This window comes from Microbacterium sp. (assembly GCF_035556355.1).
Classification (GTDB): Bacteria; Actinomycetota; Actinomycetes; order Actinomycetales; family Microbacteriaceae; genus Microbacterium.
This window is the reverse complement of record NZ_DATMFG010000031.1, coordinates 21,266-34,872: the sequence shown is the minus strand read 5'-3', so window position 1 is coordinate 34,872 and position 13,607 is coordinate 21,266. Positions and strand designations below refer to the sequence as shown.

Annotated in this window: 15 protein-coding genes and 1 tRNA gene; 13 read left to right on the top strand and 3 right to left on the bottom strand. The window is 70.7% G+C overall.

Annotated elements, in window-relative coordinates; genetic code table 11:
* Nucleotides 1-90 precede the first annotated feature (90 nt).
* The 4 genes from VNR19_RS08775 (at nt 91) to VNR19_RS08760 (ending at nt 1,859) form a co-directional block, all read left to right on the top strand.
* The gene (locus VNR19_RS08775; RefSeq protein WP_325725887.1) at nt 91-246 is read left to right on the top strand and encodes a hypothetical protein; all 156 of its coding nucleotides are present in this window, start codon (nt 91-93) and stop codon (nt 244-246) included.
* 27 nt (nt 247-273) lie between these two features.
* A complete protein-coding gene (locus tag VNR19_RS08770) occupies nt 274-768 on the top strand; it encodes an FBP domain-containing protein (protein ID WP_325725885.1) in 495 nt (164 codons plus the stop codon).
* On the top strand, nt 765-1,676 hold the full coding sequence (locus VNR19_RS08765; RefSeq protein ID WP_325725883.1) for a carbohydrate kinase family protein: 912 nt from the start codon (nt 765-767) through the stop codon (nt 1,674-1,676). The genes VNR19_RS08770 and VNR19_RS08765 overlap by 4 nt, the downstream gene beginning before the upstream one ends.
* A 101-nt stretch (nt 1,677-1,777) precedes the next feature.
* Nucleotides 1,778-1,859, top strand: a tRNA-Tyr gene (locus VNR19_RS08760).
* A gap of 60 nt (nt 1,860-1,919) precedes the next feature.
* Here the strand turns inward: VNR19_RS08760 and VNR19_RS08755 are convergent.
* Nucleotides 1,920-2,717 carry a sulfite exporter TauE/SafE family protein gene (locus tag VNR19_RS08755; protein WP_325725881.1) on the bottom strand — a complete coding sequence of 266 codons (798 nt, stop codon included), beginning with the start codon at nt 2,715-2,717 and terminating at the stop codon, nt 1,920-1,922.
* A 3-nt stretch (nt 2,718-2,720) separates the two neighbouring features.
* On the bottom strand, nt 2,721-3,425 hold the full coding sequence (locus VNR19_RS08750) for a GntR family transcriptional regulator (protein WP_325725879.1): 705 nt from the start codon (nt 3,423-3,425) through the stop codon (nt 2,721-2,723).
* 180 nt (nt 3,426-3,605) lie between these two features.
* Between VNR19_RS08750 and VNR19_RS08745 the strand changes: the two genes are divergently transcribed.
* Both VNR19_RS08745 and VNR19_RS08740 read left to right on the top strand, forming a co-directional pair.
* Nucleotides 3,606-5,408, top strand: coding sequence for a gamma-glutamyltransferase family protein (locus tag VNR19_RS08745; RefSeq protein WP_325725877.1), 1,803 nt, complete (start codon nt 3,606-3,608; stop codon nt 5,406-5,408).
* A complete protein-coding gene (locus tag VNR19_RS08740; protein ID WP_325725875.1) occupies nt 5,375-5,845 on the top strand; it encodes a potassium channel family protein in 471 nt (156 codons plus the stop codon). Before VNR19_RS08745 ends, VNR19_RS08740 begins: the two co-directional genes overlap by 34 nt.
* A gap of 32 nt (nt 5,846-5,877) precedes the next feature.
* Here the strand turns inward: VNR19_RS08740 and VNR19_RS08735 are convergent, their stop codons facing one another.
* Nucleotides 5,878-7,941 (bottom strand): transketolase family protein, encoded by a 2,064-nt coding sequence (locus VNR19_RS08735; protein WP_325725873.1) that lies wholly within the window; start codon nt 7,939-7,941, stop codon nt 5,878-5,880.
* A 79-nt stretch (nt 7,942-8,020) separates the two neighbouring features.
* Between VNR19_RS08735 and VNR19_RS08730 the strand changes: the two genes are divergently transcribed.
* The 7 genes from VNR19_RS08730 to VNR19_RS08700 all read left to right on the top strand — a co-directional run bounded on the left by VNR19_RS08730 (nt 8,021) and on the right by VNR19_RS08700 (nt 13,591).
* A complete protein-coding gene (locus VNR19_RS08730) occupies nt 8,021-9,196 on the top strand; it encodes an ROK family transcriptional regulator (protein ID WP_325033832.1) in 1,176 nt (391 codons plus the stop codon).
* Between the two features lie 106 nt (nt 9,197-9,302).
* On the top strand, nt 9,303-9,797 hold the full coding sequence (locus tag VNR19_RS08725) for a PTS sugar transporter subunit IIA (RefSeq protein ID WP_325725872.1): 495 nt from the start codon (nt 9,303-9,305) through the stop codon (nt 9,795-9,797).
* Nucleotides 9,794-10,066, top strand: coding sequence for a PTS sugar transporter subunit IIB (locus VNR19_RS08720; protein ID WP_325032661.1), 273 nt, complete (start codon nt 9,794-9,796; stop codon nt 10,064-10,066). Before VNR19_RS08725 ends, VNR19_RS08720 begins: the two co-directional genes overlap by 4 nt.
* Before the next feature lie 66 nt (nt 10,067-10,132).
* The gene (gene ulaA, locus VNR19_RS08715) at nt 10,133-11,698 is read left to right on the top strand and encodes a PTS ascorbate transporter subunit IIC (RefSeq protein ID WP_325725870.1); all 1,566 of its coding nucleotides are present in this window, start codon (nt 10,133-10,135) and stop codon (nt 11,696-11,698) included.
* Nucleotides 11,699-11,784: 86 nt separating this feature from the next.
* Entirely contained in the window at nt 11,785-12,045 is a 261-nt protein-coding gene (locus tag VNR19_RS08710) for an HPr family phosphocarrier protein (RefSeq protein ID WP_325032663.1), read from the top strand.
* On the top strand, nt 12,045-12,602 hold the full coding sequence (locus VNR19_RS08705) for a YbaK/EbsC family protein (protein WP_325032664.1): 558 nt from the start codon (nt 12,045-12,047) through the stop codon (nt 12,600-12,602). The genes VNR19_RS08710 and VNR19_RS08705 overlap by 1 nt, the downstream gene beginning before the upstream one ends.
* 35 nt (nt 12,603-12,637) lie before the next feature.
* Nucleotides 12,638-13,591 carry a hypothetical protein gene (locus VNR19_RS08700; protein WP_325032665.1) on the top strand — a complete coding sequence of 318 codons (954 nt, stop codon included), beginning with the start codon at nt 12,638-12,640 and terminating at the stop codon, nt 13,589-13,591.
* The last annotated feature ends 16 nt before the right edge of the window (nt 13,592-13,607 follow it).

The following is a 13,607-nucleotide window of genomic DNA, read 5'->3' as shown; positions in this document are numbered from 1 at the left end:
CTCTTCCACGTCGGCAAGCGGCAGTCGGTCGCATCGTCGTTCGAGATCGGCATCCACAACGCGACGCTCGCGATCGTCATCGCGCAGTCCGTGCTCGGCTCGACCGAGCTCAGCCTGCCGGCCGCGGTCTACGGCGTGCTGATGTTCTTCATCGCGTTCGGCTTCGGCTTCATCATCCGCGAGCGCGAGACGACGGATGCCGCGGCCGAGCCCGAGCCGGAGGAGACGACCGCCGCCACGACTTAGACTGGGCCGTGACGGCGAGGAGGTTCTATGCGCCCGCTGACCGAAGACGACGTCCTGGCATCTTTCGTGAATGCCGCCCCAGAGGAGCTCCGGCTCATCGCTCTGCCGCCGGACTTCCTGCTCACCGATTGGGATCACCTCGACTTCCTGGCGTGGCGTGATCCCCGCACGCGAAGTCGCGGGTACGTGATCGCGGAGGTCGACGGCGAGCCGATCGGCATCGTGCTGAGGGCGGCAGAGGGCTCGTCGCGAGCCCGGTCGGCGATGTGCAACCTGTGCCACACGATGCAGCCCGGCGACCAGGTGTCGCTCTTCACCGCGCGCAAGGCGGGCCCGGCCGGACGCCACGGCGACAGCGTCGGCACGTACATGTGCGCCGACCTCTCCTGCCATGAGAACGTGCGGCTCGCGGCGCCGCTCGCACCGAGCGAGATCCGCGCGAGCGTCGACCGCCGCATCGACGGAACGCGCGAGCGCACCGAGGCGTTCGTCGAGCGAGTCCTCGAGGGGAGCGCCGCATGAGCGATCGCGTCGTCGTGATCGGCGACGCGCTCATCGACGAACTCCGCGACGACCATGGTGTGCGGGAGTTCGTCGGCGGTGCCGCTCTCAACGTCGCGGTCGGGCTCAGCCGGCTCAGCGTGCCCGCGACGCTCATCGCGATGGTCGGCGACGACGAGCCGGGCTCGCGCATCCGAACGTACCTGGCCGACTACGGCGTCGAGCTCATCGCGACGCCGTCCTTGCTCGGCTCGTCGCGCGCCGTGAGCACGCGCACGGGCGGAGGAGAGCCCGAGTACGTCTTCAACGACGCCGCGAAGGCGCGGCGCATCCGCTTCGGCGACCAGGAGCGGGCGGCGATCGCGGCCGCGCCGCTCGTGGCGATCAGCTGCTTCCCGTTCGACGACGCCGAGCAGACCGACGAGCTCGCGCTCGCGCTGGCCGGTGCGCGTGTGGCGGTCGACCCCAATCCGCGCACCGACCTCATGCGCGATCGCGATGAGTTCGTGCGCGGCTTCGAGCGCCTCGCCGCACGGTCGGCACTCGTGAAGATCGGCGTCGACGACGCCGCGCTGCTCTACGGCGAGCCGATCGACGCGGTGACTCCGCGTCTCATCGACCTCGGTGTGGGGGCGGTGTTCGCGACGGAGGGTGCCTCCGGCGCCGCGATCGAGACGGCGACGGATGCATGGACCCGCCCGGTCTCGGACCTGCCCGGCCGCATCGTCGACACAATGGGTGCGGGCGACGCCGCCTTCGCCGCGGTGCTCGCCGCGCTCGCATCCGGCTGGCCCGAAGACGCCGACGCGTGGGGCGCGATGCTCGAGCGCGCGATGGACGTCGCGGCCGCGACGTGCCGGTTCGAGGGAGCCCTGCTGCGCCTGCCGTCCGCCCTCGTCGGGCCGGATCTGGACCGCCTCGGAACCTGATGCGACGGTGGCTGCCCGCCGATTTCGAGCAGTCCGTCTGAGCAGGTAGGATTGTTGATCGCGCCTCCGGTCGACTGTACAAGCCGGGCGGGTGCGCACCCGGCGAGTTACCCAAGCGGCCAAAGGGATCTGACTGTAAATCAGCTGGCATTGCCTTCGGGGGTTCGAATCCCTCACTCGCCACCGAACGAATGAAGGGCTCCGCGAATGCGGGGCCCTTCATCGTTCATCGGAGTGCTGCGCTCAGCGCCGGCGGCCGCGCACCGCTTTCACCGCCATCTGCGTCGCGATGAACGCGAGGAAGACGGCGAACAGGATGTTCGCGGTGAACGGGTCGATGGATGTTGCGACCCATGCGCCGAGCGCCGTCGTCGTGCACGCCGCGAGCCCCACGCACACCGCGCCCAGCGGATCGATGTTCCGCCGGATGATGTTGCCGACGGTGCCCGAGATCGCGGCCGGGATCATCATCAGCAGGGACGTGCCCTTCGCGAGGAGGTCGCTCGTGCCGAAGACGAGGATCAGCGCGGGCACGACGATGATGCCGCCGCCGACTCCGAGCAGTCCGGAGACGGTCCCCGTGGCCAGTCCGAGGACGACGAGGCCGATGACCGCCGGCCACAAGAGCGTCAGGTGGACGTCGCGTGAGGGGATCACCACGAAAAGGCTCACGATCACCGCCAGGAGGAACCCGACGAACGCCCAGCGCAGCGCGGTCTGCGACACGCGCGGAAGCAGCCACGTCCCGAACTGGGCGCCGAGCACCGCGCCGGCCGCGAGGATGAGCGCGGGGATCCACGCCACCGCGTCGTTGACGGCATACGAGACGACGCCGACGGCCGCGCTCGGCACGATCGCCGCGAGCGACGTGCCGGCGGCGCGCCGCTGGTCGAAGCCGAGGAGGAGAACCAGCAGCGGCACGATGACGACACCGCCGCCGACGCCGAACAGACCCGACAGGAACCCGGTCAGAAGGCCGATGGAGACGAACAGGAGGACGGATGCCGCGGCACTGCGCCGCGGCTGATCTGACGCCCCCACGCGCTATGCGCCTTGCTCGGACAGACGCGTCTCGACCCAGCGCGCCGTCGACTCGTTCGCCTTGCGGTAGTGCTCCTCGGTGAGCTCGCGTGCGCGGACCGGATCGTGGTCGGCGATGGCACGTGCGATCTCGTCGTGCTCGGCGAGGTTCACGCGCAGGCGATGCGTGTTCCCCGCGTAGCCGCCGAAGGAGAGGTTGCGCGGGACGCGTCGATGCAGCTCCGCGATCGTGAGGGCGAGCTGCCGGTTGTCGGCCGCTTCGACGACGACCGAGTGGAAGCGCTCGTTCGCGTCGGCCCACAGGTCGCCGAGGTCGTCGGACGACGCGCCGTGCTCGAGTGCCTCGCGGAACTCGTCCCATGCTGCGAACAGGCGCGTGATCTGATCGTCGTTGATTCGGATCGCCGCGAGTTCGGCGGCGAGTCCCTGCAGCTCGGCCCGGACCTCGCCCATTTCACGGATGTCGCGCACGGAGAGCCCGTTGACGCGGGCGCCGCGATTCGGCGCGATCGTCACGATCCCCTGCGCCGCGAGCACGCGGAGAGCCTCGCGCACGGGGGTGCGACTGACGCCGAACTCGGCGGCCAGGGCGTCATGCCGCAGCCACGTTCCGATCGCGATCTCACCGCTCACGACTCGCCGTTGCAGCGTCGTGACGATGCGATCAGCCGGCGAGACGTACTCACTGCTGTCGACGGGTACTGTCACCGAATCCTCGCTCCTGGTGCTGGTGCGACCGACATCCGCTGTCGTCGTGCAGCAGCCAACACGCCATTGTCCACGTGCGTTCGTCTCATCGTCCCACGAGGGGACTCACTTGATCTCGCACCATTGTGCCATAGTGTTGCATCCAATCTAAACGTATGTAAATCCAATCTTGGAGGACCCATGAGCCAGGACCAGCTGCAGGCGAGGCCGGATCTCCTCGGATGGTTCGGCATGTGCAGCTCGACGCACTGGACCGCATCGGCGACGGGGCAATCCGTCCTGGAGCGTGGGGGCAACGCGTTCGATGCAGCCGTCGCGGCGGCGTTCGTGCTCCACGTCGTCGAGCCGCACCTCAACGGGCCGGGCGGGGATCTCGTCGCGCTCGCAGCTCCCGCCGACGGCGAGCCGGTCACCGTCGTCGGCCAGGGTCCGGCTCCGGCCGGTGCGACCATCGAGAGGTTCCGGGAGGAGGGACTCGACCTCGTTCCCGGTGCGGGTGCCCTGGCGGCGGCGATCCCGGGGGCGGTCGACGCCTGGCTCATGCTTCTGCGCGACTACGGAACGTGGGAGGTCGGCGCCGTGCTCGAGCCGGCGATCGAGTACGCGCGGCGCGGCCATGCGCTTCTGCCGAAGGCGGCCGACACGATCGCCGGCGTGGCCGACCTCTTCCGAGATCACTGGCCCACGTCCGCGGATCTCTGGCTTGTCGACGGTGCGGTCCCGCACGCGGGGAGCATCGTGCGGAATCCCACGTACGCCCGAACCCTCGAGCGCCTCGTCGCGGCGGAGCGCGGTCAGACGCGGGAGGAGCGCATCGACGCGGTGCGTCGCGAGTGGCGCGAGGGCTTCGTCGCCGAGGAGATCGACCGGTTCGTCTCGTCGACCCCTCACATGCACGCAAGCGGCACGGTCCACCGCGGCGTGCTCGCGTACGAGGATCTCGCGCGGCACCAGGCGACCTACGAGCGCCCTGTCCGCGGCACCTTCCGCGGCTACGACGTGCTCAAGGCGGGGCCGTGGTCGCAGGGGCCGATGCTGCTGCAGACGCTGGCGATCCTGGACGGATTCGACGACGAGGACCTCGACCTGAACACTGCAGCGGGGGTGCATCGGGTGCTGGAGGCGCTCAAGCTCGCGCTCGCGGATCGCGACACCTACTACGGCGCGGACGTCGCTCCCGACGTGCTCGAGCACCTGCTCTCGCCCGAGTACGCGCGCGAGCGGCGCCGCCTCATCACCGACCGCGCTTCGCTCGAACTGCGGCCAGGCGATCTCGACGGCGGGCGTCAGTTCCTGCCGCCCCTGCGCGAGGCGTACCGTGCCGAGGCCGCCGCCGCGTCGACCGGGGAGCCTACGGTCTCCGCGGTGGGCGCGGTGCGCGGCGACACGTGTCATCTCGACGTCGTCGATCGCTGGGGGAACATGGTCTCGGCCACCCCCTCCGGCGGCTGGCTTCAGTCGTCACCGACCATCCCCGCGCTCGGATTCGCGCTCGGAACACGTCTCCAGATGACGTGGCTCGATCCGCGCAGCCCCGCCGCACTCAGGCCGGGAGCCAGGCCGCGGACGACCCTCACGCCTTCCCTCCTCGCACGCGACGGCCACGTCGTCGCGGCATTCGGATCCCCCGGGGGCGACCAGCAGGACCAATGGCAGGCCGGCTTCCTGGTGCGGATGCTCGTCGGGGGGATGACTCCCCAGCAGGCGATAGAGGCTCCCGCCTTCCACACGACGAGCTTCCCCAACAGCTTCTGGCCGCGCACGTGGACCCCGGGAGGTGCGGTCGTCGAGGATCGCCTCGGAGACGACGTGATCGCCGACCTCGAGTTGCGCGGCCACCGCGTCGCGCGTGCGGGGGACTGGGCGCTGAGCAGGCTCACGGCGGTCACTCGCGACGCCCGGACCGGGCTCGTGGGAGCAGCGGCCAACTCGCGATCGTCGTGCTGCCGATGCTCCGCCCGCTCCGGCTCATGCGCTTCCTGACGATCCTCGCGATCATCCAGCGCGGCTCCGGCTCCGTCCTGCGCGGGAAGGTCGTCGTGTACACCGTCGGCGCCACCGCGCTCACGATCTTCGTCGCCGCGCTCGCGGTGCTCGACGCGGAGCGAGGACAGGGCGGCACCATCCAGTCGTTCGGGGACGCGATCTGGTGGGCCTTCGTGACGATCACGACCGTCGGATACGGCGATTTCGTGCCGGTGACGGTGACGGGGCGCATCGTCGCGGTCGGCCTCATGGTCGGCGGTCTCGCGCTGCTCGGCGTCGTCACCGCCACGCTCGCGTCGTGGCTGGTCGAGAAGGTCTCGACCGAGGCGCACTCGGCCGCCACCGCGGCGCAGGTCGATCAGCTGCGCGCGGAGATCGCCGAGCTGAAGGATCTGCTCCGCACCCGTTCAGACGAGCCCGTCGGCAGAGCCTGACGAAGCGGACTGATGCGGATGCGGCGCGGCCGCTACACGCCCGCGACCACGCGCCGCACGGCTTCGACGACGTTCCCCACGGTGATTCCCCGGCGCTCGAGAACCGCGGCACCGGGACCGGACTCGCCGAAGTCCTCCACCGACACGACGACGCCGTCGAGACCGACCCACTTGTACCAGCCGGCCCCTCGCCCGGCCTCCACGGCGACACGCGCGCGCAGCGACGACGGCAGCACCTCGTGGCGGTACTCGGCGCTCTCGCGCTCGAACCACGTCTCGCACGGCATCGAGATCACGCGCACCTGGACGCCCTCGTCGGCGACGCGCTTCGCGGCCTCGATGGCGAGGGAGAGCTCGCTTCCGGTCGCGAGGATCGCGGCATCCGTCCCGTGTCCGCTCATCCACGCGACATAGGCGCCGCGCGCGACCGACTCCGGATCCGCGGCCGTGCCGGACGGAGCGACGGGCACGCCCTGACGAGACAGGATGAGGGCGGTCGGGTGCGAGCGCTCCGACAGCAGTCGGCGCCACACGCCGACCACCTCATGCGCGTCGGCCGGTCGCACGACGTCGAGGTGCGGCACGGTGCGCAGCGACGCGATCTGCTCCACGGGCTGATGCGTCGGGCCGTCCTCGCCGACTGCGACGGAGTCATGCGTGTACACGTATACGACCGGCTGCCGCATGAGCGCCGTGAGGCGGATCGACGGGCGCTGGTAGTCGCTGAAGGCCAGATAGGTCGAGCCGAACGGGCGCCACAGTCCGTGCACCGCGATGCCGGTGAGGATCGCCGCCATGGCGTGCTCGCGCACGCCGAACCGGATGAAATCGCCCCCGGGGTTCGCCGCGTCGACGCCGGTGCCGGGCACGGCGACGCTCGTCGACTCCGACAGGTCGGCCGAGCCGCCCCACAGCACGCCCTGCGGCGCGAGTGCGACGAGCACCTTCCCGTTCGTGGCGCGGGTGGCCACGGATGCCCCGGGCCCGGGGATCTCGGCGGCGACGGCGTCCAGCTCGCGCGACAGCGCCTCGGGGTCGCCGCCGCGCGCGAGGACGCGGCGCCGCGACGCCTCGACGCGGTGCGTGCGCTCCCACTGCGCGAAGCGGATGAGCCACTCCTCACGCAGGCGTGCGCCGCGATCGAGCGCCTGGCGGGTGTGGGCGAGGACCTCGTCGGGGATGAGGTCGTCGAGACCCGCGTCGGGCGGGAACCGCAGAATGCGCTTCACCTCGGCGACGTCGTCGACGCCGAAGGCCCCCGCGTGCGCTGCGGCGGTTCCCGCCCGCGCGGGCGAAGGGAAGCCGATCGTGGTGCGGATCGCGACGAACGTCGGGCGCCCGGTGCGCTCGCGCGCCTCACGGAGAACACCCTCGACGGCGTCGAGGTCGAGCGGGTCGTCGATCTCGAGCACGCGCCATCCGTACGCGCGGTAGCGGGCCCGCACGTCCTCGGTGAATGCGAGGTCGGTGGGGCCGTCGATCGTGATGCGGTTGTCGTCCCACAGCATCACGAGGTTGTCGAGGCCGAGCGTGCCGGCGAGACTGCTCGCCTCCCCGGAGACGCCCTCTTCGAGGCATCCGTCGCCGGCGATCACCCACACCGTCGGGTCGAACAGCCCGGTGCCCGCACCGTGCAGCGCCTCATCCCGGCGGGCCGCGAGGCTCACGCCGACAGCGCTCGCGACGCCCTGCCCGAGGGGGCCGGTCGACAGCTCGATGCCGGGGGTGTGACCGAGTTCGGGATGACCGGGCGTGCGCGAGTCGAGTCCGCGGCTGCGTTCGAGGTCGGAGGGCTCGAGGCCGTAGCCGGTCAGCAGCAGCTGCACGTACAGCAGCAGCGACGCGTGCCCGGCCGACAGGATCACGCGGTCGCGGCCCTCCCACGACGGATCGGCCGGGTCGTGGTGCAGCACGCGCGAGTAGAGCACATGTGCGACCGGAGCGAGGGCCATCGCGGTGCCGGCATGCCCGTGGCCCTTCGCCTGGACGACGTGCGCGGGGAGCGCGATCGCGGTCTCGACCGCACGCACCTCGGCGGGATCGGACGAGCGCACGATGGACTGGCCGCTGTCGGAGGAAAGCTCGTCGTTGCGCATCATCCCACTTTGGGATAGGTCTATACAAAAGTCAACGCGACGGTGACGTCGTCTGTGGACTTGTGAAAGGGGAGAACGGATGCTGCCGACCGGCCCGGGCGCGGTGCTCGAGCTCATCCGCACGGGGCGCGCGACCACGCGCGGCGAGCTCATCGCGCACCTGGGGTGGTCGCGCGTCACGCTCGGCCGTCGGCTCGACGAACTGGTCGGCGCGGGGCTCATCGTGAGCGGCGGGCAGCTGGACTCCTCGGGCGGGAGGCCGCCCGAGCGCCTCGCCGTGAACAAGGACGCGGGCGTGCTTCTCGCGCTCGACATCGGCGGCTCGCACACGCGCATCGGTCTGACCGACCTCGTCTCGAACGTCCTCGAGGAGGACGAGGCGGACATCGGCAACGAGGACGGCCCCGATGACATCTTCGAGTGGGCGCTCCAGGTGTGGGACTTCCTGCTCGCGCGGGTCGGCCGCACGCGCGCCGACGTGCGCGGGATCGGCATCGGCGTGCCGGGCCCGGTCGACCCGCGCACGGGCGAGCTCGGTGCGGGCCAACCGGACCGGCGATGGGAAGGCGTGCGGGTCTCGCGGTACTTCGAGGGGTTCGACGCGGTCTTCGCGCTAGATCGAGACGTCAACGTGCACGCCGTGGCGGAGAGCCGCGTCGGTTGGCCGACGTACAGCGACCTCCTCGTCGTGAAGGCCGGCATCGGACTGAGCTGCGCGATCGTGTCGGGCGGGCGGATCGTGCGCGGTGCGCGCGGGGGAGCGGGCCAGCTGAGTGCGCCCCGCACGGGCGTCGATCAGCCGCTGCGCGAGCTGCAGGTCACCGCCAGCGGCGCGGTCGTGCGCGATCGCCTCGCGCGGGACGGCATCGCCGCGCGCACGAGCGCCGAGATCGTGGCGCTCGCGCAGTCCGGCGACCGCACCACGGAGGAGGCGCTCGTCGAGATGGGCACGAGACTCGGCTCCGCGCTCGCGGAGGTCGTCGGGATCCTCAACCCGGAGGCGGTCATCATCGGCGGCAACCTCGCCGACGCGGGCGACCGATTCCTCAGCGCGGTCCGCGCGGAGCTGCTCGGCACCGCCCTGCCGTACGCCCGGCGGGGACTCGTCATCGAGAAGAGCCGGCTCGGCGATCGCGCCGGCGTGCGGGGCGCGGCGCTCATCGCGCAGGACGCGCTGTTCGACGCGGACCGGGTCGACCGGCTGATGGCGGAGCGCACCGAGCGCGCGGATCGCTCAGTGGGAGCGGAGGCGTAGTCGTGACATCCGCTTTCGTTCAATACTGTTCAAAAGTCAGGTCAACGTATATGGTGACGACCAACGGGGCGCCCGCCCCGGCTCGAGACCGTGGGAAGGAGGCGCTGTGACCCTCGCTGACTCGCTGCCGCTCGAGGCGGTTCGCACGCGGGCGCACGCCGCCGACTGGCGCGAGGCGATCCGCCTCGCCGGCGACGGGCTCGTCGCCGGCGGCGCGACGACGGACGAGTACACGCAGGAGATGATCGACACCGTCGAACGCCTGGGACCGTACATCGTGATCGCGCCGGGCTTCGCCCTGGCTCACTCGCGCCCCTCGCCCGCCGTGCTGCGCGCCGGGCTGAGCTGGGTGTCGCTTGCTGAGCCGGTCGAGTTCGGCTCGGAGCAGAACGACCCCGTCAGCGTGGTGGTCGGCCTCGCGGCGACCGACCACGACGGGCACATCGGCATGATGGCCGAGCTCGCCGGCGCGATCGGCGACGAGGCCCTGTTCGCTCGGCTGAGGGACGCCGAGACACCGGAGCAATTGCTCGAAGAGCTTCGCGCGGCGGGAAGCGCCGGGCAGGACGCGGCGACGCCGCCGGAAGGGGAGACCCCATGAAGATCATCACCGTCTGCGGCATGGGCATCGGAACGTCCGTGCTGCTGAAGATGAACGCCGAGAAGGCCCTTCGCGGACTCGGCGTGGACGCCGACGTGGAGGCTGCCGACATCGGCACCGCGCGCGGCGCGGCCCGTACGGCCGAGATCGTACTGACCTCCGCGGACCTCGCCGATGAGATCGGCGACGTCCCCGCGAAGGTCATCGTGATCAACAACTTCACGAACACCGAGGAGATCACCTCGAAGCTCACCGAGGCGCTCAGCTAGCACCCGAAACCGCCGAAGCGGCCGACGCCTCGCGGCCCGCCAGGCACACAAGAAGGGAAGTCCACGATGGAGTGGCTTGTCGCCATCCTCGATTTCATCGGTCAACAGATCCTCAACGTCCCGGCGTATCTGATCGGCATCATCACGGCGATCGGCCTGATCGCGCTCCGCCGGTCGGCAGGACAGGTCATCGGCGGCGGTCTCAAGGCCGCGCTCGGGTTCCTGATCCTCGGCGCGGGCGCCGGCGTCGTGATCGCGTCCCTCGACCCGCTCGGCGAGCTCGTGCTCGCCGTCACCGGGGCGCAGGGCGTCATCCCGACGAACGAGGTCATCACCGCGATCGCGGCCGAGCAGTACGGTGCCCAGGGCGCGTACATCCTCACGCTCGGCTTCATCGTGATGCTGATCCTGGCGAGGTTCACTCCGCTGCACTACATCTTCCTCACCGGCCATCACATGGTCTTCATGTCGATCATGCTGACGGTCGTGCTCTCGGTGGGCCTGGGCGAGTCCGGCCAGTGGGCAGTGGTGCCGCTCGGCGCGATCCTCGTCGGCGTGATCATGGTCGTCATGCCCGCGTTCGCCCAACCGTGGACGCGCAAGATCACCGGCGACGACACGATCGCGATCGGCCACTTCGGCACTCTCGGGTACATCGCGGCCGGTGCATCCGGTCAGGCGGTCGGCCGTCGCAGCCACTCGACCGAGGCCATCAACTTCCCGCAGGGCCTGCGGTTCCTGCGCGACTCGATGGTCGCCACGGCCCTCTCGATGGTGCTGATCTACTGGGTCTTCGCGATCTGGGGCCTCATCGTGCTCCCGCTCGACGAGGCGCTCGGCATCTTCGGCTCCGCGGACGTGGGCGCGTACATCATGGCCGCGTTCGGCTCGGCGCTGCAGTTCGGCGTGGGTGTCGCGATCATCCTCTTCGGTGTGCGCACCGTGCTGGGTGAGCTCGTGCCGGCGTTCCAGGGCATCGCCGACAAGGTCGTCCCCGGCGCCAAGCCCGCGCTCGACATCCCGATCGTGTTCCCGTACGGCCCGAACGCCGTCCTGATCGGCTTCATCTTCTCGTTCATCGGCGGTCTCGTGACGCTCGGCATCATCGCCGCGTGGCTCAACCCCGTGTTCGGCCTCGCGCTGATCCTGCCCGGCATGGTGCCGCACTTCTTCACCGGTGGCGGTGCGGGCGTGTACGGCAACGCGACGGGCGGTCGCCTCGGCGCGATGGTCGGCGGCTTCGTCAACGGCGTGCTCATCACGATCCTGCCGGCGCTCCTGCTGCTCGTCTTCGGTGAGCTGGGCTTCGAGAACTCGACGTTCGGCGACGCCGACTTCGGATGGTTCGGCGCCCTCATCGGCTCGAGCTTCCTCGGCGGTCCCGTGCTCGGCATCGTCGTGAGCCTGCTGATCGCGATCATCCTCGTGGTCGCCGCGTCGATCTTCCAGCGCAAGGTCGTCGACACCGGCTGGACGCCCGGCAAGCGCCGCGACGAGTACCTCGCCGCCCAGGAGGCCGAGGCCAAGGCCGACGAGACGGCGAGCGTCGGTGCCGCGGCATCCGAGCCGGCGCAGACCCGCGCCGAGGCGAAGGCGCAGGCCGAGGGCGAGAGCAAGCCCGACAACACCTGACCCGGGGGCCGTGGGGCGGTGCTGATGCGCCGCCCCACGGCATGACCGGGCGAATGAGTCCGTCAACCGATTGAAGGAGAAGAAGGATGCCCGAGCGCACCGTCACCGTCGCGTCTGCCCAGGGGCTGCACGCCCGACCCGCCGCGCTCTTCACACGCGCGGCCGCCGGGGCGGGCGCCAAGGTCACGATCGCGAAAGGCGGCAAGACCGTCGACGCCGCGAGCATCCTGTCGGTCCTCTCGCTCGGAGTCGTGCAGGGCGACGAGGTGACGATCGCGACCGAGGGCGACGAGTCGATCCTCGACGGCCTCGAGGAGCTCTTGACGACCGACCACGACGAAGAGTGATGGGCTGGACGGCGACCGGATCCCTCACGGCCGAGCCCGCGCTCGAAAAGCTCGAGCTCGTCGCAGAGCCTGTGGCCGACGGCATCCGCGCCCTCGCTCCCGATGTCGCCGCGACGATCGGCGTGGCGTCGATCGACCCGTCGCTCGCTGACACGGCGGCGTTCTGCGAACGCTACGGGGTGGCTCCGGATGCGTCGGCCAACTGCGTCATCGTCAAGGGCAAGCGCGCGGGCGAGGTGCGATACGCGGCATGCATGGTGCTCGCGACGACGCGCGCCGACGTCAACGGCGTCGTGCGCCGACTGCTCGACGTGCGCTCCGCGTCGTTCGCGCCGATGGATGAGGCTGTCGAGCTCACCGGCATGGAGTACGGCGGGATCACTCCGCTCGGGCTGCCCGGCGACTGGGCGATCTTCGTCGACGCCGCCGTCGCGGCGGCGCCGGAGGTGGTGATCGGCGGGGGAGTGCGGTCGAGCAAGCTGTTCCTCCCCGGGTCGGTGCTTTCCACACTCCCCGGCGCGAACGTGGTCGACGGTTTGGCCCGCGTGCCAGGATGAGTCACGCGGGCACCGCCCGCACTGAGAGGAGCGACATGGCCGTGCCCGACCCGACCGCGCCGCACGAGGCGACCGACACCGCTCGAAACCCGCTCCTGCGAGCGGCCATCTGGGTCGCGATCGGCGCCCTCGTGGCCGCCGCGATCGTGTGCGTCGTGTGGGTGCTCATCGGCTCGCAGAACGGCATCGTCGGCCGGGCGTTCCTCACGATCCTCCTGCTCGCCGCTTTCGCAGGCGTCGCCATCCTCGACGCGCACCTCGCGCCGCGGCGTCCGGCGTGGTTCGCCCTCGCGAGCATGGCGTCGTGGGTCGCCGCGCTGCTCATCGGCGCGGTGCTCATCTGGATGCCGGAGCGCTACGCCTTCGGCAGCTTCACGAGGTTCTTCCAGTTCCTCGTCGTCGTGCTCATCCTGCAGCTGCTCCTGCTGCACATCCGGCTCTATGTGAAGGCGTTCCAGCGCTACGTGACCGCGTTCACGCGCGTCGTCGCGATCATCACGATCGCCCTCGTGGTCGCGCTCGCGGCCCTGTTGATCCTCTCCATCGTGCTCAACGAGTGGCTCGATTTCCCCGAGCTCTACTGGCGGATCGTCGTCGCCGTGACGATCCTCGCGGCGGTCGGAACCGCGCTCATCCCGCTCGTGAACGCGCTGTTCGCCCCCAAGAAGCCGCGGGCTCCGCGCGGCGTCCAGCAGCCGATCGCCGGTTATGCGCCCGCGCCGTGGCCGACGTACGCCGACGGCGTCACGCCGCTGCCGGTCATGCCCGACGGCACTCCTGACTGGAACGCGTATTACACGGGCTACCCCACGGTGCAGCCGGCGCCTGACCAGTCGTTCGTGGCGTTCCAGACGCTCCCGTATCCGACGGAGCAGCATGCGCCCGAGCAGCCGGCTCCGCCGACGGCGTCGGAGCAGGTTCCGCCGTCGGTGCCGCCGACGGGGTACGAGGGCTACCCACCGCCTCCGCCGCTTCCGCCGCGCCAATAACTCGCATCAGGGGCGC

Excerpts from the sequence above, each read along its gene's own strand:
- VNR19_RS08770 (WP_325725885.1), top strand. The coding sequence starts at position 274 with ATGCGCCCGCTGACCGAAGACGACGTCCTGGCATCTTTCGTGAATGCC.
- VNR19_RS08765 (WP_325725883.1), top strand. The coding sequence starts at position 765 with ATGAGCGATCGCGTCGTCGTGATCGGCGACGCGCTCATCGACGAACTC.
- VNR19_RS08745 (WP_325725877.1), top strand. The coding sequence starts at position 3,606 with ATGAGCCAGGACCAGCTGCAGGCGAGGCCGGATCTCCTCGGATGGTTC.
- VNR19_RS08740 (WP_325725875.1), top strand. The coding sequence starts at position 5,375 with ATGCTCCGCCCGCTCCGGCTCATGCGCTTCCTGACGATCCTCGCGATC.
- VNR19_RS08735 (WP_325725873.1), bottom strand. The coding sequence starts at position 7,941 with ATGCGCAACGACGAGCTTTCCTCCGACAGCGGCCAGTCCATCGTGCGC.
- VNR19_RS08730 (WP_325033832.1), top strand. The coding sequence starts at position 8,021 with ATGCTGCCGACCGGCCCGGGCGCGGTGCTCGAGCTCATCCGCACGGGG.
- VNR19_RS08720 (WP_325032661.1), top strand. The coding sequence starts at position 9,794 with ATGAAGATCATCACCGTCTGCGGCATGGGCATCGGAACGTCCGTGCTG.
- ulaA (WP_325725870.1), top strand. The coding sequence starts at position 10,133 with ATGGAGTGGCTTGTCGCCATCCTCGATTTCATCGGTCAACAGATCCTC.
- VNR19_RS08710 (WP_325032663.1), top strand. The coding sequence starts at position 11,785 with ATGCCCGAGCGCACCGTCACCGTCGCGTCTGCCCAGGGGCTGCACGCC.
- VNR19_RS08705 (WP_325032664.1), top strand. The coding sequence starts at position 12,045 with ATGGGCTGGACGGCGACCGGATCCCTCACGGCCGAGCCCGCGCTCGAA.
- VNR19_RS08700 (WP_325032665.1), top strand. The coding sequence starts at position 12,638 with ATGGCCGTGCCCGACCCGACCGCGCCGCACGAGGCGACCGACACCGCT.